This is a genomic window from Sutcliffiella deserti (assembly GCF_020037475.1).
GTDB classification, from domain to species: domain Bacteria; phylum Bacillota; class Bacilli; order Bacillales; family Bacillaceae_I; genus Sutcliffiella_A; species Sutcliffiella_A deserti.
In genome coordinates, this window is record NZ_JAIQDB010000001.1 from 335,260 (window position 1) to 355,305 (window position 20,046).

Sequence of the window (20,046 nt, forward strand, 5' to 3'; positions counted from 1 at the left end):
CCCTTTATTAGCTTACTACCATTTCTTTTATAGGAGAGAAAGAGTGACGATGTTCTTTCATAATCCCAAGGCTTTTAATTGCTTCTAAATGTTCCTTTGTTCCATATCCCATGTTTTTATCAAAACCATATGAGGGATACTCTAAACTGAGTTTTTTCATATAGGTATCACGTGTTTCTTTTGCAAGCACTGAGCTTGCTGCAATAGAAATGCTTGCTGAATCCCCTTTAATAATTGAGGACTGTTCCACACTGATGTTTAATTTCATGGCATCGATTAATAAATAATCCGGCTTTACCGAAAGGCTCTCGATCGCTAGAAGCATAGCGATCTTAGTTGCTTCGTAAATATTTATTTTATCAATTGTCTCTGAATCTATTACTCCAATTCCATAGCTAATAGCATGCTCTTTAATGTATTGATTAAAGCTGGCGCGTTTTGAAGCACTTAGCTTCTTAGAATCTGTTAAGCCTGGCAAATAGAAGTTTTCAGGAAGAATGACTGCTGCTGCAACAACCGGTCCAGCAAGCGGCCCTCTCCCCACTTCATCTACTCCTGCAATATAGTTGTAGCCTTTAATATATAGATTTCTTTCATAATGTAACATCTCTTCAAATTGATGATGTAAAAGCAGCTCATGATCCTTTTTTCGTTCCCACCGGCTTATGAGATCCTTAACCCCTTTGCGTTCATCCTTTCTTAATTGGATTAACAATGGGTCTTCTTTACTTTCAATTCCCATTAAAAGAGGTTCTAATTCTTTTATCGGTTGATTCTTCATCGGGTTTACCTCACATTTATAATATTATCTTTATGATAGGCTCTTCTCTTAAGGTTGTTGCTCTAAGTCCGTAAAAAATCGGTACCTGGATTTTTTACTATCCTTTTCACTCAAGATTAAGAGCAATTTGTGAATTTTTTTGAAAAGAGCCAACTGCAACGATTTGTAACTGGTGGTACCCACTTACGTAATAGCAAAAATACATGGGAAAACAGCCATAGGATAAATGAAAGAGGCTGCAATAAATTGCCAGCCTCTTATTGTTGTTCTGGTGACTCAAAACTTAATTTGCCAAGTTTTTCTGATCGAATTTCCCTAATAATTAATTCGGCAGTTTTGTCATAATCAATGTATCCGCCACTCATCATGCAACCACGCTTAGAGCCGATAGCATCAAATAATTCAACAATCTCCTCAGGGATTTCGTCAAGATTGTAGCGCTTTTTCAACTGTTCAGGATAGTGCTTCGTTAGAAACCGCAACGCAAATACGGCAATATCTTGAAGTACTATAATGGTATCTTTAATCGCCCCGGTTGTCGCTAACCGATATCCTACTTCTTGGTCTTCAAACTTTGGCCACAAAATACCTGGCGTGTCCAAGAGCTCCAGTTCTTTTCCAACCTTTACCCATTGCTGCGCTTTCGTTATCCCTGGCCTGTCTCCCGTTTGAGCAATGTTTTTCTTTGCCAACCGATTAATAAGCGTAGATTTCCCAACATTCGGAATACCAACAATTAAGGCACGAATTGCTCTTGGTCTAATTCCACGGGATTGCATTTTATCAAATTTTTCCTTCAAAAGCTCTTTTGAAAGAACAGAAATTTGCTGAATGCCTTTTCCCTCTTGAGAATCAATTGCTATTGCCTTTGTTGTACTGCCTTTTGAATTAAAATATTCAAGCCATTGTTTTGTAATTCTTGGATCTGCCATATCCGCTTTATTTAAAAGAATAATGCGTGGTTTGTTGGATATAATCTCGTCAATCATCGGATTACGCGATGAAAGCGGAATCCGCGCATCTACAAGCTCAAATACGATATCAATCAATTTGAGCTTTTCTGTTACTTGCCTCCGGGCTTTTGCCATATGTCCCGGGAACCACTGAATTGTCATAAACTATTGCCTCCTGTAATCCATAACCTGTTTATTTAACCATTCTTATATCGGGCAATGGCCAATAAACAATATTCGCTTTGCCTAACACCTCGTCTTGTTCAATTGTACCAATATGCCGTCCATCTCTGCTATATCTCCGGTTATCTCCCATGACGAATAAGTGACCGTCAGGAACATATTTTGAACCGGTAATTTCTTCTAGAGTAAAATCTTCAGTCCATTTGCCATCTGCCATTTCTTCTTTGTATGAATCCAAATACGGTTCTTCATAAGCATCCCCATTAATATAAAGAGTATCATCACGATATTCAATTTCATCACCTGGCAGCCCTATTACGCGTTTAATATAGTCCTTTTCGACGGTTGCATGAAAAACAACGATATCGAATCTTTCTGGCTCTCCAATTTTATAGCCGATTTTGTTCACAATCATTCTATCCTGACTGTGAAGGGTAGGCATCATGGATTCCCCGTCTACCACAATTGGAGCAAAGAAGAAGTATCGAATACCAGCTGCCAAAAGAATGGCAATCGCCAGTGCTTTTACCCATTCGAAGATCTCATTTTTTGATCGTGCCATATTATTCCTCCGCTACTATCAGTTAGTGTTTGTCTGTTCTCTAGAAAATATATGTATTTATGTATCTTCTATTATATACCTTCTTATAGGCATGAGAAAACTAATAAGCAAGTAACCGGTTTGATTTAAATATGTTATATATTTTATTATTCACAAAAATTGTTATGGATTGTACCAGCTTACACAAATGCCTACAATTAATGGGAAAACAGTTTTCTCTTAAAAGGTAAAAAAAAAGAGCTTGTTTCCAAGCTCTCCCTTTTTATCGAATTTCTTTAATACGCGCTTTTTTACCACGTAATGCACGTAGATAATAAAGTTTAGCACGACGTACTTTACCACGACGCAATACATCAATTCCCTCAACCTTTGGAGAGTGAACTGGGAATGCACGCTCTACACCTACACCGTAAGAGATCTTACGAACTGTAAATGTTTCGCTAATACCGCCGCCACGACGTTTAATAACTACACCTTCAAACATCTGAATACGTTCACGTGTTCCCTCTACAACCTTAACGTGTACGCGTACAGTGTCTCCAGGACGGAAAGTCGGAAGGTCTGTCTTTAACTGCTCTTGCGTAATTTCTTGAATTAATTTTTGCATAGTTTTCTACTCCTTTTCCACAGATGCTCATACCATACTTTGGGATGCAGCGGAACACCGTTTTAAGACATAGCAATAGCTAAGTCACAAAGAGTATCATAGCATAACGTCGCTAAAAAATCAATATCTCTCGTCCTGTTTTTTAAATTCCTTTAACCATTCTTCCTGTTCTTTAGTAAGAGAAAATGACTCCAATAGGTCTGGTCTTCTTTCCCATGTTCTCCTAAGCATTTCTTTTGAGCGCCATTTTTCAATATTTGCATGGTTTCCTGACAATAAAACATCGGGAACTTTTATGCCTCTGAAATCAGAAGGTCTTGTATAATGCGGGTGCTCTAGTAATCCCGTACTAAAAGAGTCCTGTTCATGAGATTCCACTTTCCCTAATACATCCGGCAACAAACGTACTACACTATCTACGATTACCATAGAAGCTAATTCTCCACCGGTTAGAACGTAGTCACCAATAGAGATTTCATCTGTCACTATATGTTCTCTAATTCGTTCATCATACCCCTCATAATGACCACAAATAAAAATCAGGTGCTCCTCTTTTGCAAGCTCCTCTGCTTTCTTTTGTGTGTACCGTTCTCCTTGGGGACACATCAGGACTACTCTCGGCTTTAATGACTTGTTTGAGGCTGTGAGACTCTCTACGGCATCAAATATCGGTTGAGCCTTCAGGACCATCCCTGCACCTCCACCATAAGGATAATCATCGACCGTTTTATGCTTGTTAGAAGCAAAATCACGAAAATCGGTGACATTGTATTCAACTGCACCCTTGTCAGACGCTTTTTTCAAAATGGAGGATTCCAGAACTCCGGTGAACATTTCAGGAAAAATAGATAGTATATCTATTTTCATATTAAAACAGCCCTTCAAGTGGCTCAATTATGATTGTTTTTTCTTTAACATCTACTTTTTTTACGACTGAATCAATATAAGGTATGAGAATATCTTTTCCTTTTGTTGGTTGAACAACCCAGACATCATTTGCACCTGGAGTAAGGACTTCTTTAACGGTACCAAGAACTTCCATGTTTTCTTGCAGCAACACCTTACACCCTACTATTTCGTGAAAATAGTATTCACCTTCGTCAAGATCCCCCAGTTGGTCTTCAGGAACTTTTACGATCGCTCCTTTAAGTTTTTCAACTTGGTTTACATTATAGTAGCCTTCGAAAGTTAATAAATCAAAAGATTTATGGACTCTTCTCGTTTCTACAACAACCTCAATAGGCTCCTTTTGGTCCGGCATAAATAGATATAGTCGATTTCCTTTTTTATAACGTTCTTCTGGAAAGTCTGTTCTTGATACAATTCTTACTTCACCTTTAATACCGTGGGTGTTCACTAATTTCCCCACATTAAACCATCGCAACATTTTACGGCAACCCCCTTGCACTTTCACATATGTAATTCTATTTTACCCTTAATTGAGATTTTAAAAAAGAAATAGAAAACCTCTTCTAAAACAGGAAAAAGGGAAGCTAGAAAGCCTCCCTCTACTCCAGTATTTCTAATTGCACTCGTTTATTTTCGTGAGAGGCTGCAGCGAACAATACTGAACGAATCGCTTTTGCAATTCTTCCCTGTTTACCAATCACTTTCCCTAAATCATCTTGATGTACAGATAGTTGATACGTGACAGCATTACCTGTTTCTTTTTCCGCTACAACGACTTTGTCTGGATGATCTACCAACGACGTCACAATTGTTTTAATCAGTTCTGTCATTATTTCTCTTATTTGCTTAACTTAGCATTGTGGTATTTTTCCATAATGCCTTCTTTAGAGAAAAGGTTACGAACTGTATCAGAAGGTTTAGCACCATCTTGTAACCATTTTAAAGCTAGGTCTTCATTGATTTTTACTTCAGCTGGTTGAGTTACAGGATTGTAAGTTCCAACTGTTTCAATAAAACGTCCATCACGAGGAGAACGAGAATCTGCTACTACGATACGATAGAATGGGGATTTGTTTGAACCCATACGTTTTAAACGAATTTTAACTGCCATTTTTAAAGCACCTCCGAAAATATTTCACACAAGATAGTATGATAACCTGTTGTTTAAAGTTTGTAAAGTGTTTTTTCTTGTCACTTCATTTATAAGAGAAAAAATGATTTAGTTTTATTACATGAAAGGTAATTTAAAGCCGCCTTTTTTGCCTTTTCCTTTAGTCATGCTTGTCATTTGCTTCATCATTTTTTTCATCTCTTCGAATTGTTTAAGCAAACGGTTTACTTCCTGAATAGGACGACCGCTTCCTTTAGCTATCCGTTTTTTACGGCTAGCATTAATAAGATCTGGATTTTCTTTTTCTGCTTTAGTCATGGATTTAATAACAGCTTCCACATGACCGATCTGTTTTTCGTCTACCTGAACATTCTTTAGGCCCTTCATCTTGTTGGCACCAGGGATCATCCCTAAAATTTCATCGAGTGGTCCCATACTTCTTACCTGACCTAATTGCTCTAGGAAATCATCAAACGTAAAATTCATCGTACGCATCTTTTGCTCAAGCTCTTTTGCCTTATCTTCGTCTACATTCGATTGCGCTTTCTCAATAAGAGTTAACACATCGCCCATACCAAGAATACGAGAAGCCATACGTTCAGGATGAAAAGCCTCGATAGCATCTAACTTTTCTCCCATACCTACATACTTGATAGGAGTATTCGTTACTGCCTTAACAGAAAGTGCAGCCCCACCACGAGTGTCTCCGTCTAGTTTTGTCAATACAACACCCGTTAAACCTAGCTGTTCATTGAAGCTTTCGGCAACATTAACAGCATCTTGACCGGTCATTGCATCTACTACAAGAAAAATCTCATCTGGTTTAGAAATCTCTTTTACCTGTTTTAGCTCATCCATAAGGGTTTCATCAACATGCAAGCGACCAGCTGTATCAATAAGCACATAATCGTGATGCTCATCTTTCGCCTTTTGGATGGCTTGTTTTGCAATTTCTACAGGACTAACCTGATCTCCAAGGGAGAAAACAGGCATACTCAGTTGTTTTCCCAGCGTTTCAAGCTGTTTGATTGCCGCAGGACGATAAATATCTGCCGCAACAAGGAGTGGTTTTCGATTATGTTTTTTTCGCAATAAATTAGCAAGCTTACCAGTTGTGGTTGTCTTACCGGCACCCTGAAGTCCAACCATCATAATAACAGTAGGAGGTCGGTTGCTCACCGCAATCTTGCTTTGTTCCCCACCCATTAAATTAGTAAGTTCCTCTTTTACCACTTTAATGACTTGCTGTCCGGGTGTAAGACTTTTCATGACTTCTTGTCCAATTGCACGTTCATTTACACGTTTTACAAAGTCTTTCACTACTTTGAAGTTTACATCCGCTTCAAGTAAAGCCAGTCGAACCTCACGCATCATTTCTTTAACGTCTTGTTCACTTACCTTCCCTTTTCCGCGAATCTTCTGGATCGTATTTTGCAAACGGTCGGCTAAACCTTCAAATGCCATGTATGCCGCCCCCTAATCTAATTTCTCAAGCGACTCAATAAGCGTCAGAAGTTCTTCTTTCGACTGTTCTGTCAAAAGTGTCTCTCTTAACTGTTCAATCAACTTTTGCCGCTCTTGAAACTTTTGAAATAACAAAAGTTTTTCTTCATATTGTTCAAGCATATGATCGGTACGTTTAATGTTGTCATACACCGCTTGACGACTTATGTTATATTCCTCTGCTATCTCACCAAGGGAGTTATCTTCAAGGTAATACAAAGCCATATAACTTCGTTGCTTTGGTGTCAACAACGATTGGTAGAAATCATACAGATAATTCATTCTCGTTGTTTTTTCAAGCATCTTACTCACTCTCCCTTGTTAAGTGAAATGCCTTTATAATGAATTATTTTACAGAGTTCCAAAAGTAATGTCAAGTTTTTTTCTTGTCACTGTATTCATTCTTGATTTTAAAGCAATTCTCATCTTAAACAGGGCTAGCCTGTTAAAAAAGCTACCTTAAAATAGGCAGCTCTTCCATCATGCTTTTTCCTCTTTTTCCATCATATCTGCAAAAAGACCATATACATACTGTTCAGCATTAAACACCTGTAGGTCATCTACTTTTTCACCTAATCCAACAAATTTAACCGGAATTTTCAACTCGTTGCGGATTGCTAGAACAATTCCACCCTTTGCAGTTCCATCTAGTTTGGTTAACACAATACCTGAAACATTTGTGGCTTCAGAGAATATTTTTGCTTGGCTCAGTGCGTTTTGACCTGTGGTTGCATCTAGAACTAATAATACTTCATGTGGTGCACCAGGCACTTCGCGTTCTATCACGCGTTTTACCTTTTCAAGCTCCTTCATCAAGTTCACCTTGTTTTGGAGTCGTCCTGCTGTATCACATAGCAAGACATCTACTTTACGAGCTTTTGCAGCTTGTAGTGCGTCATACATGACAGCTGCGGGATCTGATCCAGAAGATTGCTTGATTACATCAACTCCGACTCGCTCTCCCCATACCTCTAGCTGCTCTATAGCACCGGCGCGAAATGTATCACCAGCAGCAAGTAGCACACTTTTTCCATCCTGTTTAAGTTTATTGGCAATTTTTCCGATGGAGGTAGTTTTTCCAACACCATTTACTCCCACCACTAAAATAACAGTCAACCCGTCCACTTGCATATTGATGGAAGGTGAAACGTCACCAGCTTCCTCGTATATGTCGACAAGTTTTTCTGAGATCACACTTTGTACTTGGCGTGGATCCTGAATGTTACGGCGTTTTACTTCCATTCTTAACTCATCAATTAATTCCATTACGGTATTGACACCAACATCTGCACCTATTAATATCTCTTCCAGTTCTTCAAAGAAATCCTCGTCCACTTTCCGATAACGGGCAACTAAATCGTTCACTTTACCCGAAAAAGAATCTCTTGTTTTTGTTAAGCCGTCTTTAAATTTCTCAGAGGCCGTCTCTGTTTGCATTGTTATCTTCTCTTTTAATTTTTTAAAAAAGCTCATTTTTTTCAATCCTCTCTATCAAGTATTTTGGCATTTTTCGCAACAATATGAAATTATTTTACAAGTTCTTTTGACTCTTCAAGTCTTACACTAACAAGCTTTGAAACACCGGATTCTTGCATTGTTACACCATACAAAACATCGCTGAACTCCATCGTTCCTTTACGATGAGTAATAACAATAAACTGGGTGTCTTTACTAAATTGTTTTAAATATTGTGCAAAGCGATGAACATTCGCTTCATCAAGTGCCGCTTCCACTTCATCAAGTATACAAAATGGTACAGGTTTTACTTTTAAAATAGAAAATAATAGAGCTATTGCAGTTAATGCTCTTTCTCCTCCTGATAATAAACCTAAGTTTTGCAGTTTTTTGCCTGGAGGTTGAGCTACTATATCGACCCCTGTATTAAGCATGTCACTTGGATCGGTTAAAACTAAATCTGCACGGCCTCCCCCAAAGAGAGACCGGAAAACATCATGAAAATGAGCACGGATGTTGGTGAATGTCTTTTCAAATCGTTTTTTCATTTCCTCGTCCATTTCACCGATCACTTGATAGAGTGTATCTTTTGCTTCTTGGAGATCCTCTTTTTGGACTTTTAAGAAAAGATATCGCTCACTTACACGGTCATATTCCTCAATTGCAGCAATATTCACGGTACCTAATTCCTCAATTGCTAGCTTAATAAGTTTAAGTTTCTTTCTTGCCTCATCTATTTCCATCTCAAGAGGATACTCCTCTTTGGCGGCTTCAAATGACAGCATATACTCTTCCCTTAAATGATGAAGTCTATTATCAAGCTCCACATCTAAGCGATTTAATTTAACTTCTTCCGCTTTTAAAATATCTGTAAGTTGTTTATATTGACGTTTTATCTCTTTTAGTTCTTGTTCTTCATTTTCTACCTTTTCATAGAAACTTAACCTTTGAGCACGTCTTTGCGCGATAAGCTGCATGGTTGTATTTTTATCCTGCAGTTTTTCCTGTGCAGCTATTTCCAATTGCTTCTCTCCAGAAGAGTTATTATTCATCTCACCTTGCAGGAGTGCAAGATCTTCTTGAATTTCTGTTAGCTTTTCTTGAGATTGATCAATTTCTTGCGTAATGATTCCAACTTTTTCGGATTGGTTATGCAGCCTCTCTTTTTTGCTAGCATAATCGATCTTCAACTGAGTTAGTTCATTCTGAACAGTTTCTTTGGACGTATGCTGTTCAGTTTTCTTTATTTGGAGTTGAGCAATTTCCTTATCTAACTCCACAATATAGGTTCCTACTGTTTTCAAGTCGATTGTAAGTTTCTCTTTACGCTCAACCCCTTGCTTGATAGAAGAGGTTAGTTGTTGTTTTTCATAATCATACAAACTTAAATGTTCATTTACATTTTTCTCTTCAAGCTCCACTTCACGAAGTTGGCTCTGCGCCTTCTGCTCTTTATAACGAAGATCTTCCCCCGAGTCTTTTAAGCTTTGAACTTGAGTTTCTTTATCTGTTATTTTTTGTTTTAACAACTTCACCTGTTCTTCTAGAAGTGCTGTCTTACCTTCCATCTCTTCTAACTTTGCTGCAATCGTTTCTAGTTCTCGACCACGACTTAACAGGCTATTGGATTTTTGTTTTACTGCTCCTCCTGTCATGGAACCACCAGGGTTAACAACATCCCCCTCTAACGTAACAATGCGGTAGCGGTGTTGTAGTATTCCTGCGAGCTCATTGGCACCTTTTAAATCTTTCGCAATAATGATAGAACCTAATAGGTTTTGAATTATATTACTATACGTCTGATTAAAGGTTACAAGGGAAGCTGCGATGCCCACAAATGCGTCATGTCCACTTATCTGGCTTAACTGGTAATCTGATAATAATCTTGGCTTCATAACCGACAACGGTAAAAAGGTCGCCCTACCATAACCGTTTTTCTTCAAATATTGAATGGCTGTTCGTGCACTGTGCTCATTCTCGACCACAATATGCTGAGTAGCACTTCCTAGAGCAATCTCTATTGCTGTTTCTACTTCCTGTTCTACTTGAATAAGCTCCGCTACTGCCCCATTTATGCCTGCTAATCTATTCTCATCTCTTGCCTTAAGAATCTCCTTAACGCCTTGGAAAAAGCCCGCAAAGTCCCCTTGCATCGTTTCAAGCATTTCTTTACGTGACCTTGTTTGTTGTAAAAACTGGTACGCTTGATACAGGGTTGTTTCTTTCTTTTGATAGGATTGTTTGTATTGTTCTAAGGTTGCCTGCTCTTTACGGTATGCATCAACGGTTTGATTTAATTCAGTTTGGAGACGCTTTTGTTCTTCTTCAACTGCTTCTCTCTTTTGTTTTGTTTCTTTTCGTTTTGTAACATACTTTAAGTTTCCATCATCAAGTCTATCTATCTTTAACTTCTCTTGTTTTTCTTGCTGTTCTAAGTAAGAAAGTTCATTTCTAACAGTTGCTTGTTTGTTTAAAAGGTCAATATATTCACTTTTAAGTGTATCAATTTTCTCTTCAATGTTTTGATCAAGCTGTTCATGTATCGCTTGTTTTTCCTTAAGTTGCTGTTCTGTTAAAATTAGCTCCTGATGCAAAGAATTTAACACCACATGTTCTTGTGTCAATTTTTCTTTATGTGTTTGAAGAAACTGCTCTAGCTCTACCGATGTCTTTTCCAATTGAGTTCGATTTGCTGATGCATTTTTCTTGCGCTCCTTCAGCACTTCTTTTCTACCTTCTAGCTTTTCTAATTCTGAGCTCGCTACTAAAAGAGCTTGTTGAAGGGAATCAACCGATTCATCCAACGCTGCAACCTGGTCTTTGAATTTTTCAAGTGCTGCTTCTTTTGAGTTCAGTTCCGTAGAAAGCGTCATTTCTTTTTCGGTACTTTCTTGTACCTCTTTTTTATTTTTCTCCCATTTATGATGCAGTTCTTCAATTTCGTAAACCGTAACTCCTACTTCGATTTGTTCTAGCTCTTCTTTTTTTTCTAAATAATCCTTTGCAATGGAAGCCTGGATTTTTAAAGGCTCTACTTGACCTTCTAACTCATGTAAAATATCAGATACCCTGTTAAGATTTTCTTGGGTATCCCACAACTTTCCTTCTGCTTTCTTTTTTCGGGACTTATATTTCAGTACACCAGCAGCCTCTTCAAATATTCTACGGCGTTCTTCTGCTTTACTGCTTAAAATCTCTTCTACTTTTCCTTGACTAATAATAGAGAAAGCTTCTTTTCCGAGGCCGGAATCGATAAACAGATCCACAATGTCTTTTAATCGGCATGTTTGCTTGTTTATCAAAAACTCACTATCGCCTGAACGAAACGCTCGTCTTGTTACACTTACTTCCATGTAGTCTATCGGTAAGATACGATTGCTATTATCTAAGGTTAAGGTAACTTCAGCAACATTTACTGCTTTTCTGCTATCGCTTCCTGCAAAAATGATATCTTCCATTTTTGTGCCACGCAAAGATTTAGCGGATTGCTCCCCTAATACCCATCTGACCGCATCGATTATATTACTTTTTCCGCTTCCATTTGGACCCACCACTGCTGTTACACCTGGCACAAAATCTACGGATATTTTTTCTGCAAACGACTTAAATCCTACAACTTCTAATCGTTTGAGGTACATTCCACTTCACCTCTGTTTTATGTAAACGAGGAAAGAAGGCGATCCTTGGCCGATACCAGGCACTATAGGACCGCCCTCTCTTCCCTATTTTTTCTTTAGTTGTTCTAAAGCGAATTGTGCAGCCTGTTGTTCTGCTTCTTTTTTCGACCGGCCGATACCAGTTCCAAGTGCTTCTTTATTCAAGGATACTCTTGAAACAAATTCTCTGTTATGCGCAGGTCCTTTTTCTTCGAGCACTTCGTATTCAATTACACCAAGAGCATTTCGCTGAATCAACTCTTGTAATTGACTTTTATAATCCATCACATGAGAAAAAGCACCTTCATTTATCTTTGGATAAACGTATTTTTCTAAAAATGAAAAGACTGCTGGTAAGCCGAGATCTAAATATAAGGCTCCAATAAAGGCTTCAAATACGTCTGCCAGTAACGCAGGTCTAGCTCGACCACCCGTCAGCTCTTCTCCTTTTCCAAGCAATACGTAGGTCCCAAAGGAAAGTTCATCTGCAAAAGAAACCAAGGATGGTTCACATACAATGGATGCACGAAGTTTCGTTAATTGTCCTTCGCTCATCATCGGGAATTTTTTATAAAGAAATTGGGAAACCGTTAACTCTAATACGGCATCTCCTAAAAATTCTAACCTTTCATTATCCTCATATGGCTTCCTACGATGCTCATTCACATAGGATGAATGGGTAAAAGCTTGATATAACAATTTATCATTTTGAAAGTTTATATTTAATTCCTCTTGTAGCTGTTGAAATTTCTTTCCGATCATCTCATTTTGTTTTTCATTTATTCGACTTTTATTTCTTGTCATAAAGGGGCCTCCAACATACAATCTTCTTTCTCCAAGAAAAATGCGAACTTCTAAGGGGAAAGATGTATAACATCACTATTTTAACAAAGATTTATTAAGTTACAAATAGCATCTTACACCATTTTCTCTTTTTTATGTGAAATTATTTATTCTACACTAAAATTAAAATATTCTTACTACGCTAATTACTCACGGGCAGTTGCACCTGAGTAAGTTGTTACAAGCAAAATCGATCACTATAGGCGTAGTCGTTTAATGTGTAATTAAAAAAGGTGGCCACTCAATCCAAAACCCTTTTTAGAGACTTGGATGTTAATAGCGTCTATGTTTTAGATGGATTCCTGGATTGAAGTAGCCTCCTTCCCAAAGTTCAATATATAGGAGTAGGCTTTTTCGACCGCTGTTGATCTCCACGAAAGGCTTCGCGTCCGCGGGGCGCTTGGGAAGCCTCCTCGGCTAACGCCTGCGGGGTCTTCCCTAAGCGCTACCTCCCGCTGGAGTCTCCGCCTTTCGTTCCGAACAACAGCTAGGGGCACCTTGAATCGATGGTGCTTTTAAGTTTTTTCCAAGAGTATTTAAAAACACTTTTATTATGAGAGGTCTCAGTGCTACCTCCCCTTTGTTATCCCCCCGGCTACTCTAATCCACAGGGTGGTGCACTTAATATTGTTCGAAACGATAGGCGCATACGTTAGCCAAGGAGGCTCCGACACTTCCCCGACAATTAAAAGAGCAGCCCAAACCAAAAATAAAAGCCCCACTTTTAAGTGGGACTTGCAATAACGAAGCCTTATTGGTTTGCTTTTATGTAGTTAACCACATCTGCAACTGTTGTAATGTTCTCAGCCTCATCATCTGAAATTTCCAAATCAAACTCATCTTCTAGTTCCATTACTAGTTCAACTACATCCAAAGAATCTGCACCTAAATCATCTTTAAATTTAGAATCAAGATTCACTTCAGACTCATCAACACCTAATCGATCTACAACGATCTTTGTTACACGCTCTAAAATATCTGCCATAACTTTCACCTCCCCTCAAAATATTATAGAGAAACTCATCTAAAAAAACTAGATTGTTTTTTATTTTCTCTCAAAGCTAAAAAGAGCTGCTTCGCTTTCTATTTACATTACCATTCCACCGTCAACATGGATGGTTTGTCCGGTAATATAAGAACTTTTGTCTGAAGCCAGGAAACTGACAACTGACGCGATGTCTTTGGCTTCTCCAAAGCGGGCTAGAGGGATCTGTTTTAACATTTCTGTTTTCACTTCTTCAGAAAGCTTTTCAGTCATGTCAGTGGTGATAAATCCAGGAGCAATAGCATTCGCCGTAATATGTCGGGTTGCAAGCTCTCGAGCTGTAGTTTTCGTTAACCCAATTACCCCCGCTTTGGCAGCCACATAGTTCGCTTGACCAGGATTACCACTTACACCAACGATGGAAGCAATATTAATGATTCTGCCTGAGCGTTGTTTCATCATTTGCCGTGTTACAGCTTTAGTTGCGTTAAAGACACCTTTTAGATTGATGTTAATAACATCATCCCATTCCTCTTCTTTCATACGCATAAGAAGATTATCTCTTGTAATCCCTGCATTGTTTACAAGTATATCAATCGTTCCAAATCGTGTGATGCTTTCCTTTATCAAAGCCTGCACTTCATCCATGTTTGCTACATTTGCTTGAAAGGCTATTGCATCTCCACCTATTCCTTTAATAGCTTCCACGACTTCATGGGCTTTTGCTTCACTGCCGGAGTAATTGACTACAATATTGGCCCCTTGCTCTGCAAGTTCCAGGGCAATCGCACGGCCAATTCCACGCGAAGCTCCAGTGATAACCGCTGTTTTTCCTTTAAGCATTTTCTTTCCCCTCCAAACCGAAATGATCTTTTACTTTTTGCAACGACTCCAAGTCATATACTGGAATTGTAGTAACTTTTCTATTAATCTTTTTGATTAGCCCTGATAATACTTTTCCAGGTCCTACTTCAATAAAAGTATCTACACCAAGTTCGATCATTTTTTCGACTGACTGTTCCCAACGCACAGGTGAGTATAATTGCTTGACCAATTTTTCACACATTTCACTTGATGTTTGCATGGCTTGTGCATCAACATTTGCGATAACGGGGATGCGTGTATCCTGGATATTACAGTTGGCAAGTGCTTCAGAAAGCTTTTGAGCTGCCGGTTTCATTAAACTAGAATGAAATGGTCCACTAACGACTAATGGAATCACACGTTTGGCGCCTTTTTCTTTGGCTTTCTCTGACGCTGCTTTAACTCCTTCTACAGAGCCGGATATAACAATTTGTCCCGGACAGTTTAAGTTTGCCAGTTGCACTGGTGCTACCTCACGGGTTATGAGTTCTGTTACTTCTTTTAAGGTTGCCTCATCTAGTCCGAGCACGGCAGCCATTGTACCTTCTCCAGCAGGGACCGCTTCTTCCATAAATTTACCACGCAAGTGCACCGCATACACTGCATCTTCAAAGCTCATTGCATTTGCGGCAACTAATGCGGAATATTCCCCCAGGCTATGTCCTGCAACATAATCGGGGACGATTTCTGCTTCAGTGAGTTGTTGTAATATAGAAATACTCGTTGTTAAAAGAGCAGGCTGCGCATTGTACGTCAATGTTAATTCTTCTTGCGGCCCTTCAAACATGAGCGAAGATAAATTAAAGCCCAGTTTTTGATCTGCTTTATTAATTATAGCTGCTACATTTTTGTATTCTTTTGCTAATTCTTGCCCCATCCCTACACTTTGCGATCCTTGACCTGGAAAAACAAAAGCAACTTTCCCCATTATTCTCCCCCATCCTCGACTTTAGTGACATACACCGTATTTTCCATCGTTTTTGAAATAGCATCAACCATACCGGTTTGCAACATTTCTCTTGTTTGACGGATCGAATTAAATACCGCGGTAGCATCGGAGGAACCGTGGGCTTTTACAACCGGTGCTTTTAATCCGAACAATGCAGCTCCTCCGTATTCAGAGTAGTCCATCTTATTTTTAATTGTTTTAAACTTTGGCTTTAATACCGCAGCCGCTAGCTTGCTTTTCATATCGCTTGTTAAGGCCTCTTTTAGCATGGCAAAAACCGAAAGTGCTGTACCTTCAATAGCCTTTAAGGTTACATTACCAGTAAACCCGTCTGTCACTACAACATCTGCAACACCGTTTAATAGGTCACGCGCTTCGACATTTCCGATAAACTGAACGGCCCCTGACTTTTGGATTAGCTCAAACGCCGCTTTTGTTAGTTCGTTACCTTTGTTATCTTCTGTTCCGACATTCAATAATCCTACTCTCGGGGATTTAACACCACGCACTTTCTCGGAATAGATAGACCCCATTAGTGCATATTGCAACAAGTGTTCTGGCTTCGCATCCACATTTGCACCCACGTCAAGCATTAAGAATCCATTTCCGTCTATTGTGGGAAATGTGGGGGAGAGGGCCGGTCTTTCAATTCCTTTAATTCTCCCTACTATTAAAAGGCCTGCTGTCATCAAAGCCCCGGTATTTCCGGCTGAGATACACGCATCTGCGTTACCATCTTTTACTTCCTTGGCCATCAGAACCATTGAAGAGTTTTTTTTGCGTCGCACTGCCTTGACCGGTTCTTCGTCACCAGATATAACTTCTTCTGTATGTATAATAGTAATATTTTTATCATTCGTTAAGTAAGGGCGGATCTTTTTTTCGTCTCCAATTAATGTAAAAGTTAGATCGGAATATTTCTCTACCGATTTCATGACTCCTTCGACGATCGACTTAGGTGCATTGTCACCGCCCATTGCATCAATTGCTATTTTCATCTTTACTACCTACCTTTGTGATTAATAACTTGTAGAGCGGAACATTTCAAATTCTCCGTGAAAGACCTTTTCACTTCCAACTGTACTTTTCACCTCTACTGTTGTTCTGCCTTTTTCTTTATCAACCTTGCTAACCACCGCTTTTGCCACTATTCTCTCTCCTAGTTTTACAGGTCTGGTAAAACGGATAGTCGCTTTTGCCGTTAGTGCTAGCTCATCATTGATTACGGCAACAGCCAGAGAGTTCGCTTGTGCAAACAAGTGGTGTCCTCGTGTAATCTGATTTCGTTTAAAAACGTGTTCTTTTTGGACATCAAAGATGGAAATTGCACTTTGGTCAAGCTCTAAATCTATAATTTCACCTATTACTTCCTCAATAGGCAAGGAACGAACTTCTTTTTCGAGCGTTTGTGTAGCAACACTTTTTATTCTTTCTCTTAATTCAGGAATACTCAATTCCAATCGATCTAACCTGATTGTCTGTATGCTTACCTGAAAGAACTCCGCCAATTCTTCATCCGTTATAAAAGGATTCTCTTTAATTTTATCTTTTAATGAATATTGACGGTCCTTTTTATTTCTTTTCATACTTTTCCACACCATCCGAACTATTATGACTAGGTACTAACAGTAGTATATATAGGAGAGGTACATTTTGCAAGACATAACCTTATGAAATGCAAATTAAAATGTATAATGGATTGCATAAATAAAGAAGCGGACTTATAATCAGCCACGCTTCTCTTTTAATTAGTCCAGCTTTTCGCCATCTAATACACCTGATTCCTCTATCATCATTCTAAGACCTTCATACTGGGGCTCTTTCCAAAAACTTGTGGAATGAAGCATCTCATAGGCATCTTGCCTAGCCACCTCTAGCGCTCTGTAGTCATGAACCATATCTGCTACTTTGAACTCAGGGACACCACTTTGCTTTTTACCGAAAAAATCACCTGGTCCTCTTAGCTCCAGATCTTTTTCAGATAACACAAAACCATCAGTCGTTTCGGTCATTATTTTCATCCGTTCTTTTCCTACTTCAGACTTGGGATCTGCAAGCAAGATACAATAGGATTGTTCACTTCCTCGTCCAACTCTTCCTCTTAACTGATGAAGTTGTGAGAGTCCAAAACGTTCGGCGTCATAAATTACCATCATTGTTGCATTAGGGACATTAACCCCCACTTCCACTACAGTTGTCGAGACTAATACCTGAACTTGGTTTTCACTAAAATCCAACATAATCTTTTCCTTTTCCTCTGAATGGAGTCGACCATGCATTAATCCTATCTTCCATTTGCCCTGGTAGTAGTCGGTTAACATAGTATGAACATCAATCGCATTTTGAAAGTCTAGCTTTTCTGACTCTTCAATAAGCGGACAAATGATGTAGGCTTGTCTTCCCTTTTGTAATTCCTTTTCTACAAATCCAAGGACCCGATCGATCATTTGATGCTTTGCCCAATAAGTTTCAATCGCTTTTCTTCCGGCAGGCATTTCGTCAATAACAGAGACATCCATTTCTCCAAAAGCTGTTATGGCAAGCGTTCGGGGGATAGGTGTAGCTGTCATAAATAAAACATCAGGACTCTCCCCTTTTTCCCGCAATACACGTCTTTGCGCTACACCAAAACGATGCTGTTCGTCCGTGATAACCAGTCCCAGTGAAGAAAAATTCACTTCTTCTTGTATTAAGGCATGAGTTCCTACGAGAATATCAATTTTCCCTTCTGCAAGATTACTTAAAAGCTCTCTTCGTTTTTTCCCTTTTACAGAACTAGTCAAAAGATCTATCTTTAAGGGAGTTTCTGCAAAAAGAGTTGTTAATGACTGTGCATGTTGTTCTGCTAGGATCTCTGTTGGTACCATAAGTGCTCCTTGAAATCCGGAAAGGTAGGAAGCGTATAAGCTGATTGCTGCTACCACCGTTTTCCCTGACCCAACGTCTCCTTGCAATAGTCGATTCATCCGATAAGGGGAAGTGAGATCTCCTACTATCTCTTTTAACACACGATTTTGTGCCCCAGTCAAAGGAAATGGAAGACGAGCAACAAACCTATTTAACTCTTCTTCTGAGTAATTGTGAGAAATTCCTTTCGAGTGCTCTCTTTTATATTTTCGCAATGCTTGCATTTTTAATTGAAACAGCAAAAACTCCTCATAGACAAAATAGCGCCTCGCATGCTTAAGCATCGTCTGGTTAACAGGAGTATGTAATGCTATTAATGATTCTTTTTTTGAAGGTAGTTTATACCTTTCCAAAAGAGTGGAAGGCAGGACGCTTTCTACCTGTTCCCCATAGCCTTTAAGTGCAAGACTGATGAATTTTCTCATTTGCTTCACAGTGATACTGCCTTTTACAGAATAAACAGGCTCGATTTCATTTTCTTTCGTAAAAGAGCCAAAATGGATTTCAAGGACCGTAATCATTTGACGGTTTTGATCCCATTTTCCTGTTAATGTAATCGTATCATTAATCGAAAGTTTATTTTTATAAAATGGCCGATTAAAACAGACCGCCTTTACTAAGAACTGGCCTACATACACGCGAAAAGTTAACCTGGATTTCTTTTTCCCATAATACATAAGAGAAGGCTCACCATGAACCTTCCCTTCTACAGTTATTCTTTCCTCATGTTTTGCCTCTGAAATATCCTGAAGCTGATAATCTTCATATCTATATGGAAAATGCATGAGAAGGTCTTCAACAGACTCTATCCCCATAGCATAAAGAGAATTAGCAGTTTCTTCCCCAATTCCTTTAATATTTGTAATGGCAGTTTCAGATAATTTATTCACCTTTTTGTAAGGTAACACCAAAGATTTTCGCCTCTAATTCACGACCCGTTGGTGTTGCCGCCAACCCTCCTTGTGCCGTTTCTTTAAGTGCAGTTGGCATCGTTTGACCAATCTTATACATAGCATCAATTACTTCATCACAAGGAATCCTACTTGTTATCCCTGCAAGAGCCATATCTGCAGCGACCATTGCATTGGCAGCACCCATTGCGTTTCGTTTAACACATGGAACCTCCACTAAGCCTGCAACTGGATCGCACACTAATCCTAACATGTTTTTAAGTGTTATGGCCATAGCATGTGCACTTTGATTAGGAGTTCCGCCGGCGATTTCAACGATTGCAGCTGCAGCCATACCCGACGCTGAACCAACTTCGGCCTGGCAGCCACCTGCCGCTCCGGAAATGGAGGCATTATTTGCTACAACAAAACCAAACGCACCAGATGTAAATAAGAAATTTATCATCTCTTCACGGGTGGGATTAAGCACTTCCTTGACTGCAAAAAGAGTTCCAGGAACTACTCCGGCTGATCCAGCGGTAGGTGTTGCACAGATTGTTCCCATAGCAGCATTGACCTCGTTTGTAGCAACAGCCTTACTCACTGCATCTAAGATATTCTTTCCCGTCAAGGACTTGCCTGTTTCAATATACTTTTGCAGCAGCACTGCATCTCCTCCAGTTAAACCTGAAACAGATTTAACTCCTTGCATTCCGCGTTCTACTGCCTGTTCCATCACTTCAAGATTTTTATCCATTTGTGCAATAATGTCCTCCCGGCTTTTACCGGTAAACTCCATCTCTTGCTCTATCATTATTTCAGATATCTTTTTATTGCTACTTTCCGCTATTTCTACCAATTCAGCAACATTTCGAAACATCTGCTTTC

Annotated in this window: 20 protein-coding genes; all 20 read right to left on the reverse strand. The window is 39.1% G+C overall.

Annotated elements, in window-relative coordinates; translation table 11 throughout:
- Positions 1-7 precede the first annotated feature (7 nt).
- The 20 genes from K9B36_RS01595 to sdaAA all read right to left on the reverse strand — a co-directional run bounded on the left by K9B36_RS01595 (position 8) and on the right by sdaAA (position 20,038).
- Entirely contained in the window at positions 8-781 is a 774-nt protein-coding gene (locus K9B36_RS01595) for a ribonuclease HII (protein ID WP_223700252.1), read from the reverse strand.
- Between the two features lie 257 nt (positions 782-1,038).
- On the reverse strand, positions 1,039-1,896 hold the full coding sequence (gene ylqF / locus K9B36_RS01600) for a ribosome biogenesis GTPase YlqF (protein WP_223700253.1): 858 nt from the start codon (positions 1,894-1,896) through the stop codon (positions 1,039-1,041).
- Between the two features lie 31 nt (positions 1,897-1,927).
- Positions 1,928-2,479 carry a signal peptidase I gene (gene lepB, locus K9B36_RS01605; protein ID WP_223700254.1) on the reverse strand — a complete coding sequence of 184 codons (552 nt, stop codon included), beginning with the start codon at positions 2,477-2,479 and terminating at the stop codon, positions 1,928-1,930.
- Positions 2,480-2,741: 262 nt separating this feature from the next.
- The gene (gene rplS / locus K9B36_RS01610; protein ID WP_223700255.1) at positions 2,742-3,086 is read right to left on the reverse strand and encodes a 50S ribosomal protein L19; all 345 of its coding nucleotides are present in this window, start codon (positions 3,084-3,086) and stop codon (positions 2,742-2,744) included.
- A 120-nt stretch (positions 3,087-3,206) separates the two neighbouring features.
- Positions 3,207-3,953: a tRNA (guanosine(37)-N1)-methyltransferase TrmD gene (trmD, locus tag K9B36_RS01615; protein ID WP_223700256.1), complete on the reverse strand. Its 747-nt coding sequence runs from the start codon at positions 3,951-3,953 to the stop codon at positions 3,207-3,209.
- A gap of 1 nt (position 3,954) precedes the next feature.
- The gene (gene rimM / locus K9B36_RS01620) at positions 3,955-4,473 is read right to left on the reverse strand and encodes a ribosome maturation factor RimM (RefSeq protein WP_223700257.1); all 519 of its coding nucleotides are present in this window, start codon (positions 4,471-4,473) and stop codon (positions 3,955-3,957) included.
- A gap of 121 nt (positions 4,474-4,594) precedes the next feature.
- A complete protein-coding gene (locus tag K9B36_RS01625) occupies positions 4,595-4,825 on the reverse strand; it encodes a KH domain-containing protein (RefSeq protein ID WP_223700258.1) in 231 nt (76 codons plus the stop codon).
- 8 nt (positions 4,826-4,833) lie between these two features.
- Positions 4,834-5,106 (reverse strand): 30S ribosomal protein S16, encoded by a 273-nt coding sequence (rpsP, locus tag K9B36_RS01630; RefSeq protein WP_223700259.1) that lies wholly within the window; start codon positions 5,104-5,106, stop codon positions 4,834-4,836.
- 117 nt (positions 5,107-5,223) lie between these two features.
- Positions 5,224-6,570, reverse strand: coding sequence for a signal recognition particle protein (gene ffh / locus K9B36_RS01635; RefSeq protein WP_223700260.1), 1,347 nt, complete (start codon positions 6,568-6,570; stop codon positions 5,224-5,226).
- A 12-nt stretch (positions 6,571-6,582) separates the two neighbouring features.
- A complete protein-coding gene (locus K9B36_RS01640) occupies positions 6,583-6,912 on the reverse strand; it encodes a putative DNA-binding protein (RefSeq protein ID WP_223700261.1) in 330 nt (109 codons plus the stop codon).
- A gap of 177 nt (positions 6,913-7,089) precedes the next feature.
- Positions 7,090-8,082 carry a signal recognition particle-docking protein FtsY gene (gene ftsY, locus K9B36_RS01645; protein ID WP_223700262.1) on the reverse strand — a complete coding sequence of 331 codons (993 nt, stop codon included), beginning with the start codon at positions 8,080-8,082 and terminating at the stop codon, positions 7,090-7,092.
- Positions 8,083-8,135: 53 nt separating this feature from the next.
- A complete protein-coding gene (gene smc / locus K9B36_RS01650) occupies positions 8,136-11,702 on the reverse strand; it encodes a chromosome segregation protein SMC (RefSeq protein ID WP_223700263.1) in 3,567 nt (1,188 codons plus the stop codon).
- An 84-nt stretch (positions 11,703-11,786) separates the two neighbouring features.
- Complete coding sequence (gene rnc, locus K9B36_RS01655; RefSeq protein ID WP_317889847.1) at positions 11,787-12,524, reverse strand: ribonuclease III; 738 nt, start codon at positions 12,522-12,524, stop codon at positions 11,787-11,789.
- A gap of 790 nt (positions 12,525-13,314) precedes the next feature.
- On the reverse strand, positions 13,315-13,548 hold the full coding sequence (acpP, locus tag K9B36_RS01660) for an acyl carrier protein (protein WP_223700264.1): 234 nt from the start codon (positions 13,546-13,548) through the stop codon (positions 13,315-13,317).
- 102 nt (positions 13,549-13,650) lie between these two features.
- Positions 13,651-14,391 (reverse strand): 3-oxoacyl-[acyl-carrier-protein] reductase, encoded by a 741-nt coding sequence (gene fabG / locus K9B36_RS01665; protein WP_223700265.1) that lies wholly within the window; start codon positions 14,389-14,391, stop codon positions 13,651-13,653.
- Positions 14,384-15,340: an ACP S-malonyltransferase gene (fabD, locus tag K9B36_RS01670; RefSeq protein ID WP_223700266.1), complete on the reverse strand. Its 957-nt coding sequence runs from the start codon at positions 15,338-15,340 to the stop codon at positions 14,384-14,386. The genes fabG and fabD overlap by 8 nt, the downstream gene beginning before the upstream one ends.
- Positions 15,340-16,359 carry a phosphate acyltransferase PlsX gene (gene plsX, locus K9B36_RS01675; protein WP_223700267.1) on the reverse strand — a complete coding sequence of 340 codons (1,020 nt, stop codon included), beginning with the start codon at positions 16,357-16,359 and terminating at the stop codon, positions 15,340-15,342. The genes fabD and plsX overlap by 1 nt, the downstream gene beginning before the upstream one ends.
- 21 nt (positions 16,360-16,380) lie before the next feature.
- On the reverse strand, positions 16,381-16,947 hold the full coding sequence (gene fapR, locus K9B36_RS01680; RefSeq protein ID WP_223700268.1) for a transcription factor FapR: 567 nt from the start codon (positions 16,945-16,947) through the stop codon (positions 16,381-16,383).
- 162 nt (positions 16,948-17,109) lie between these two features.
- Positions 17,110-19,158 carry an ATP-dependent DNA helicase RecG gene (gene recG, locus K9B36_RS01685; protein ID WP_223700971.1) on the reverse strand — a complete coding sequence of 683 codons (2,049 nt, stop codon included), beginning with the start codon at positions 19,156-19,158 and terminating at the stop codon, positions 17,110-17,112.
- Positions 19,151-20,038, reverse strand: a complete 888-nt coding sequence (gene sdaAA / locus K9B36_RS01690) for an L-serine ammonia-lyase, iron-sulfur-dependent, subunit alpha (protein ID WP_223700269.1) — start codon at positions 20,036-20,038, stop codon at positions 19,151-19,153. The genes recG and sdaAA overlap by 8 nt, the downstream gene beginning before the upstream one ends.
- Positions 20,039-20,046: the final 8 nt, after the last annotated feature.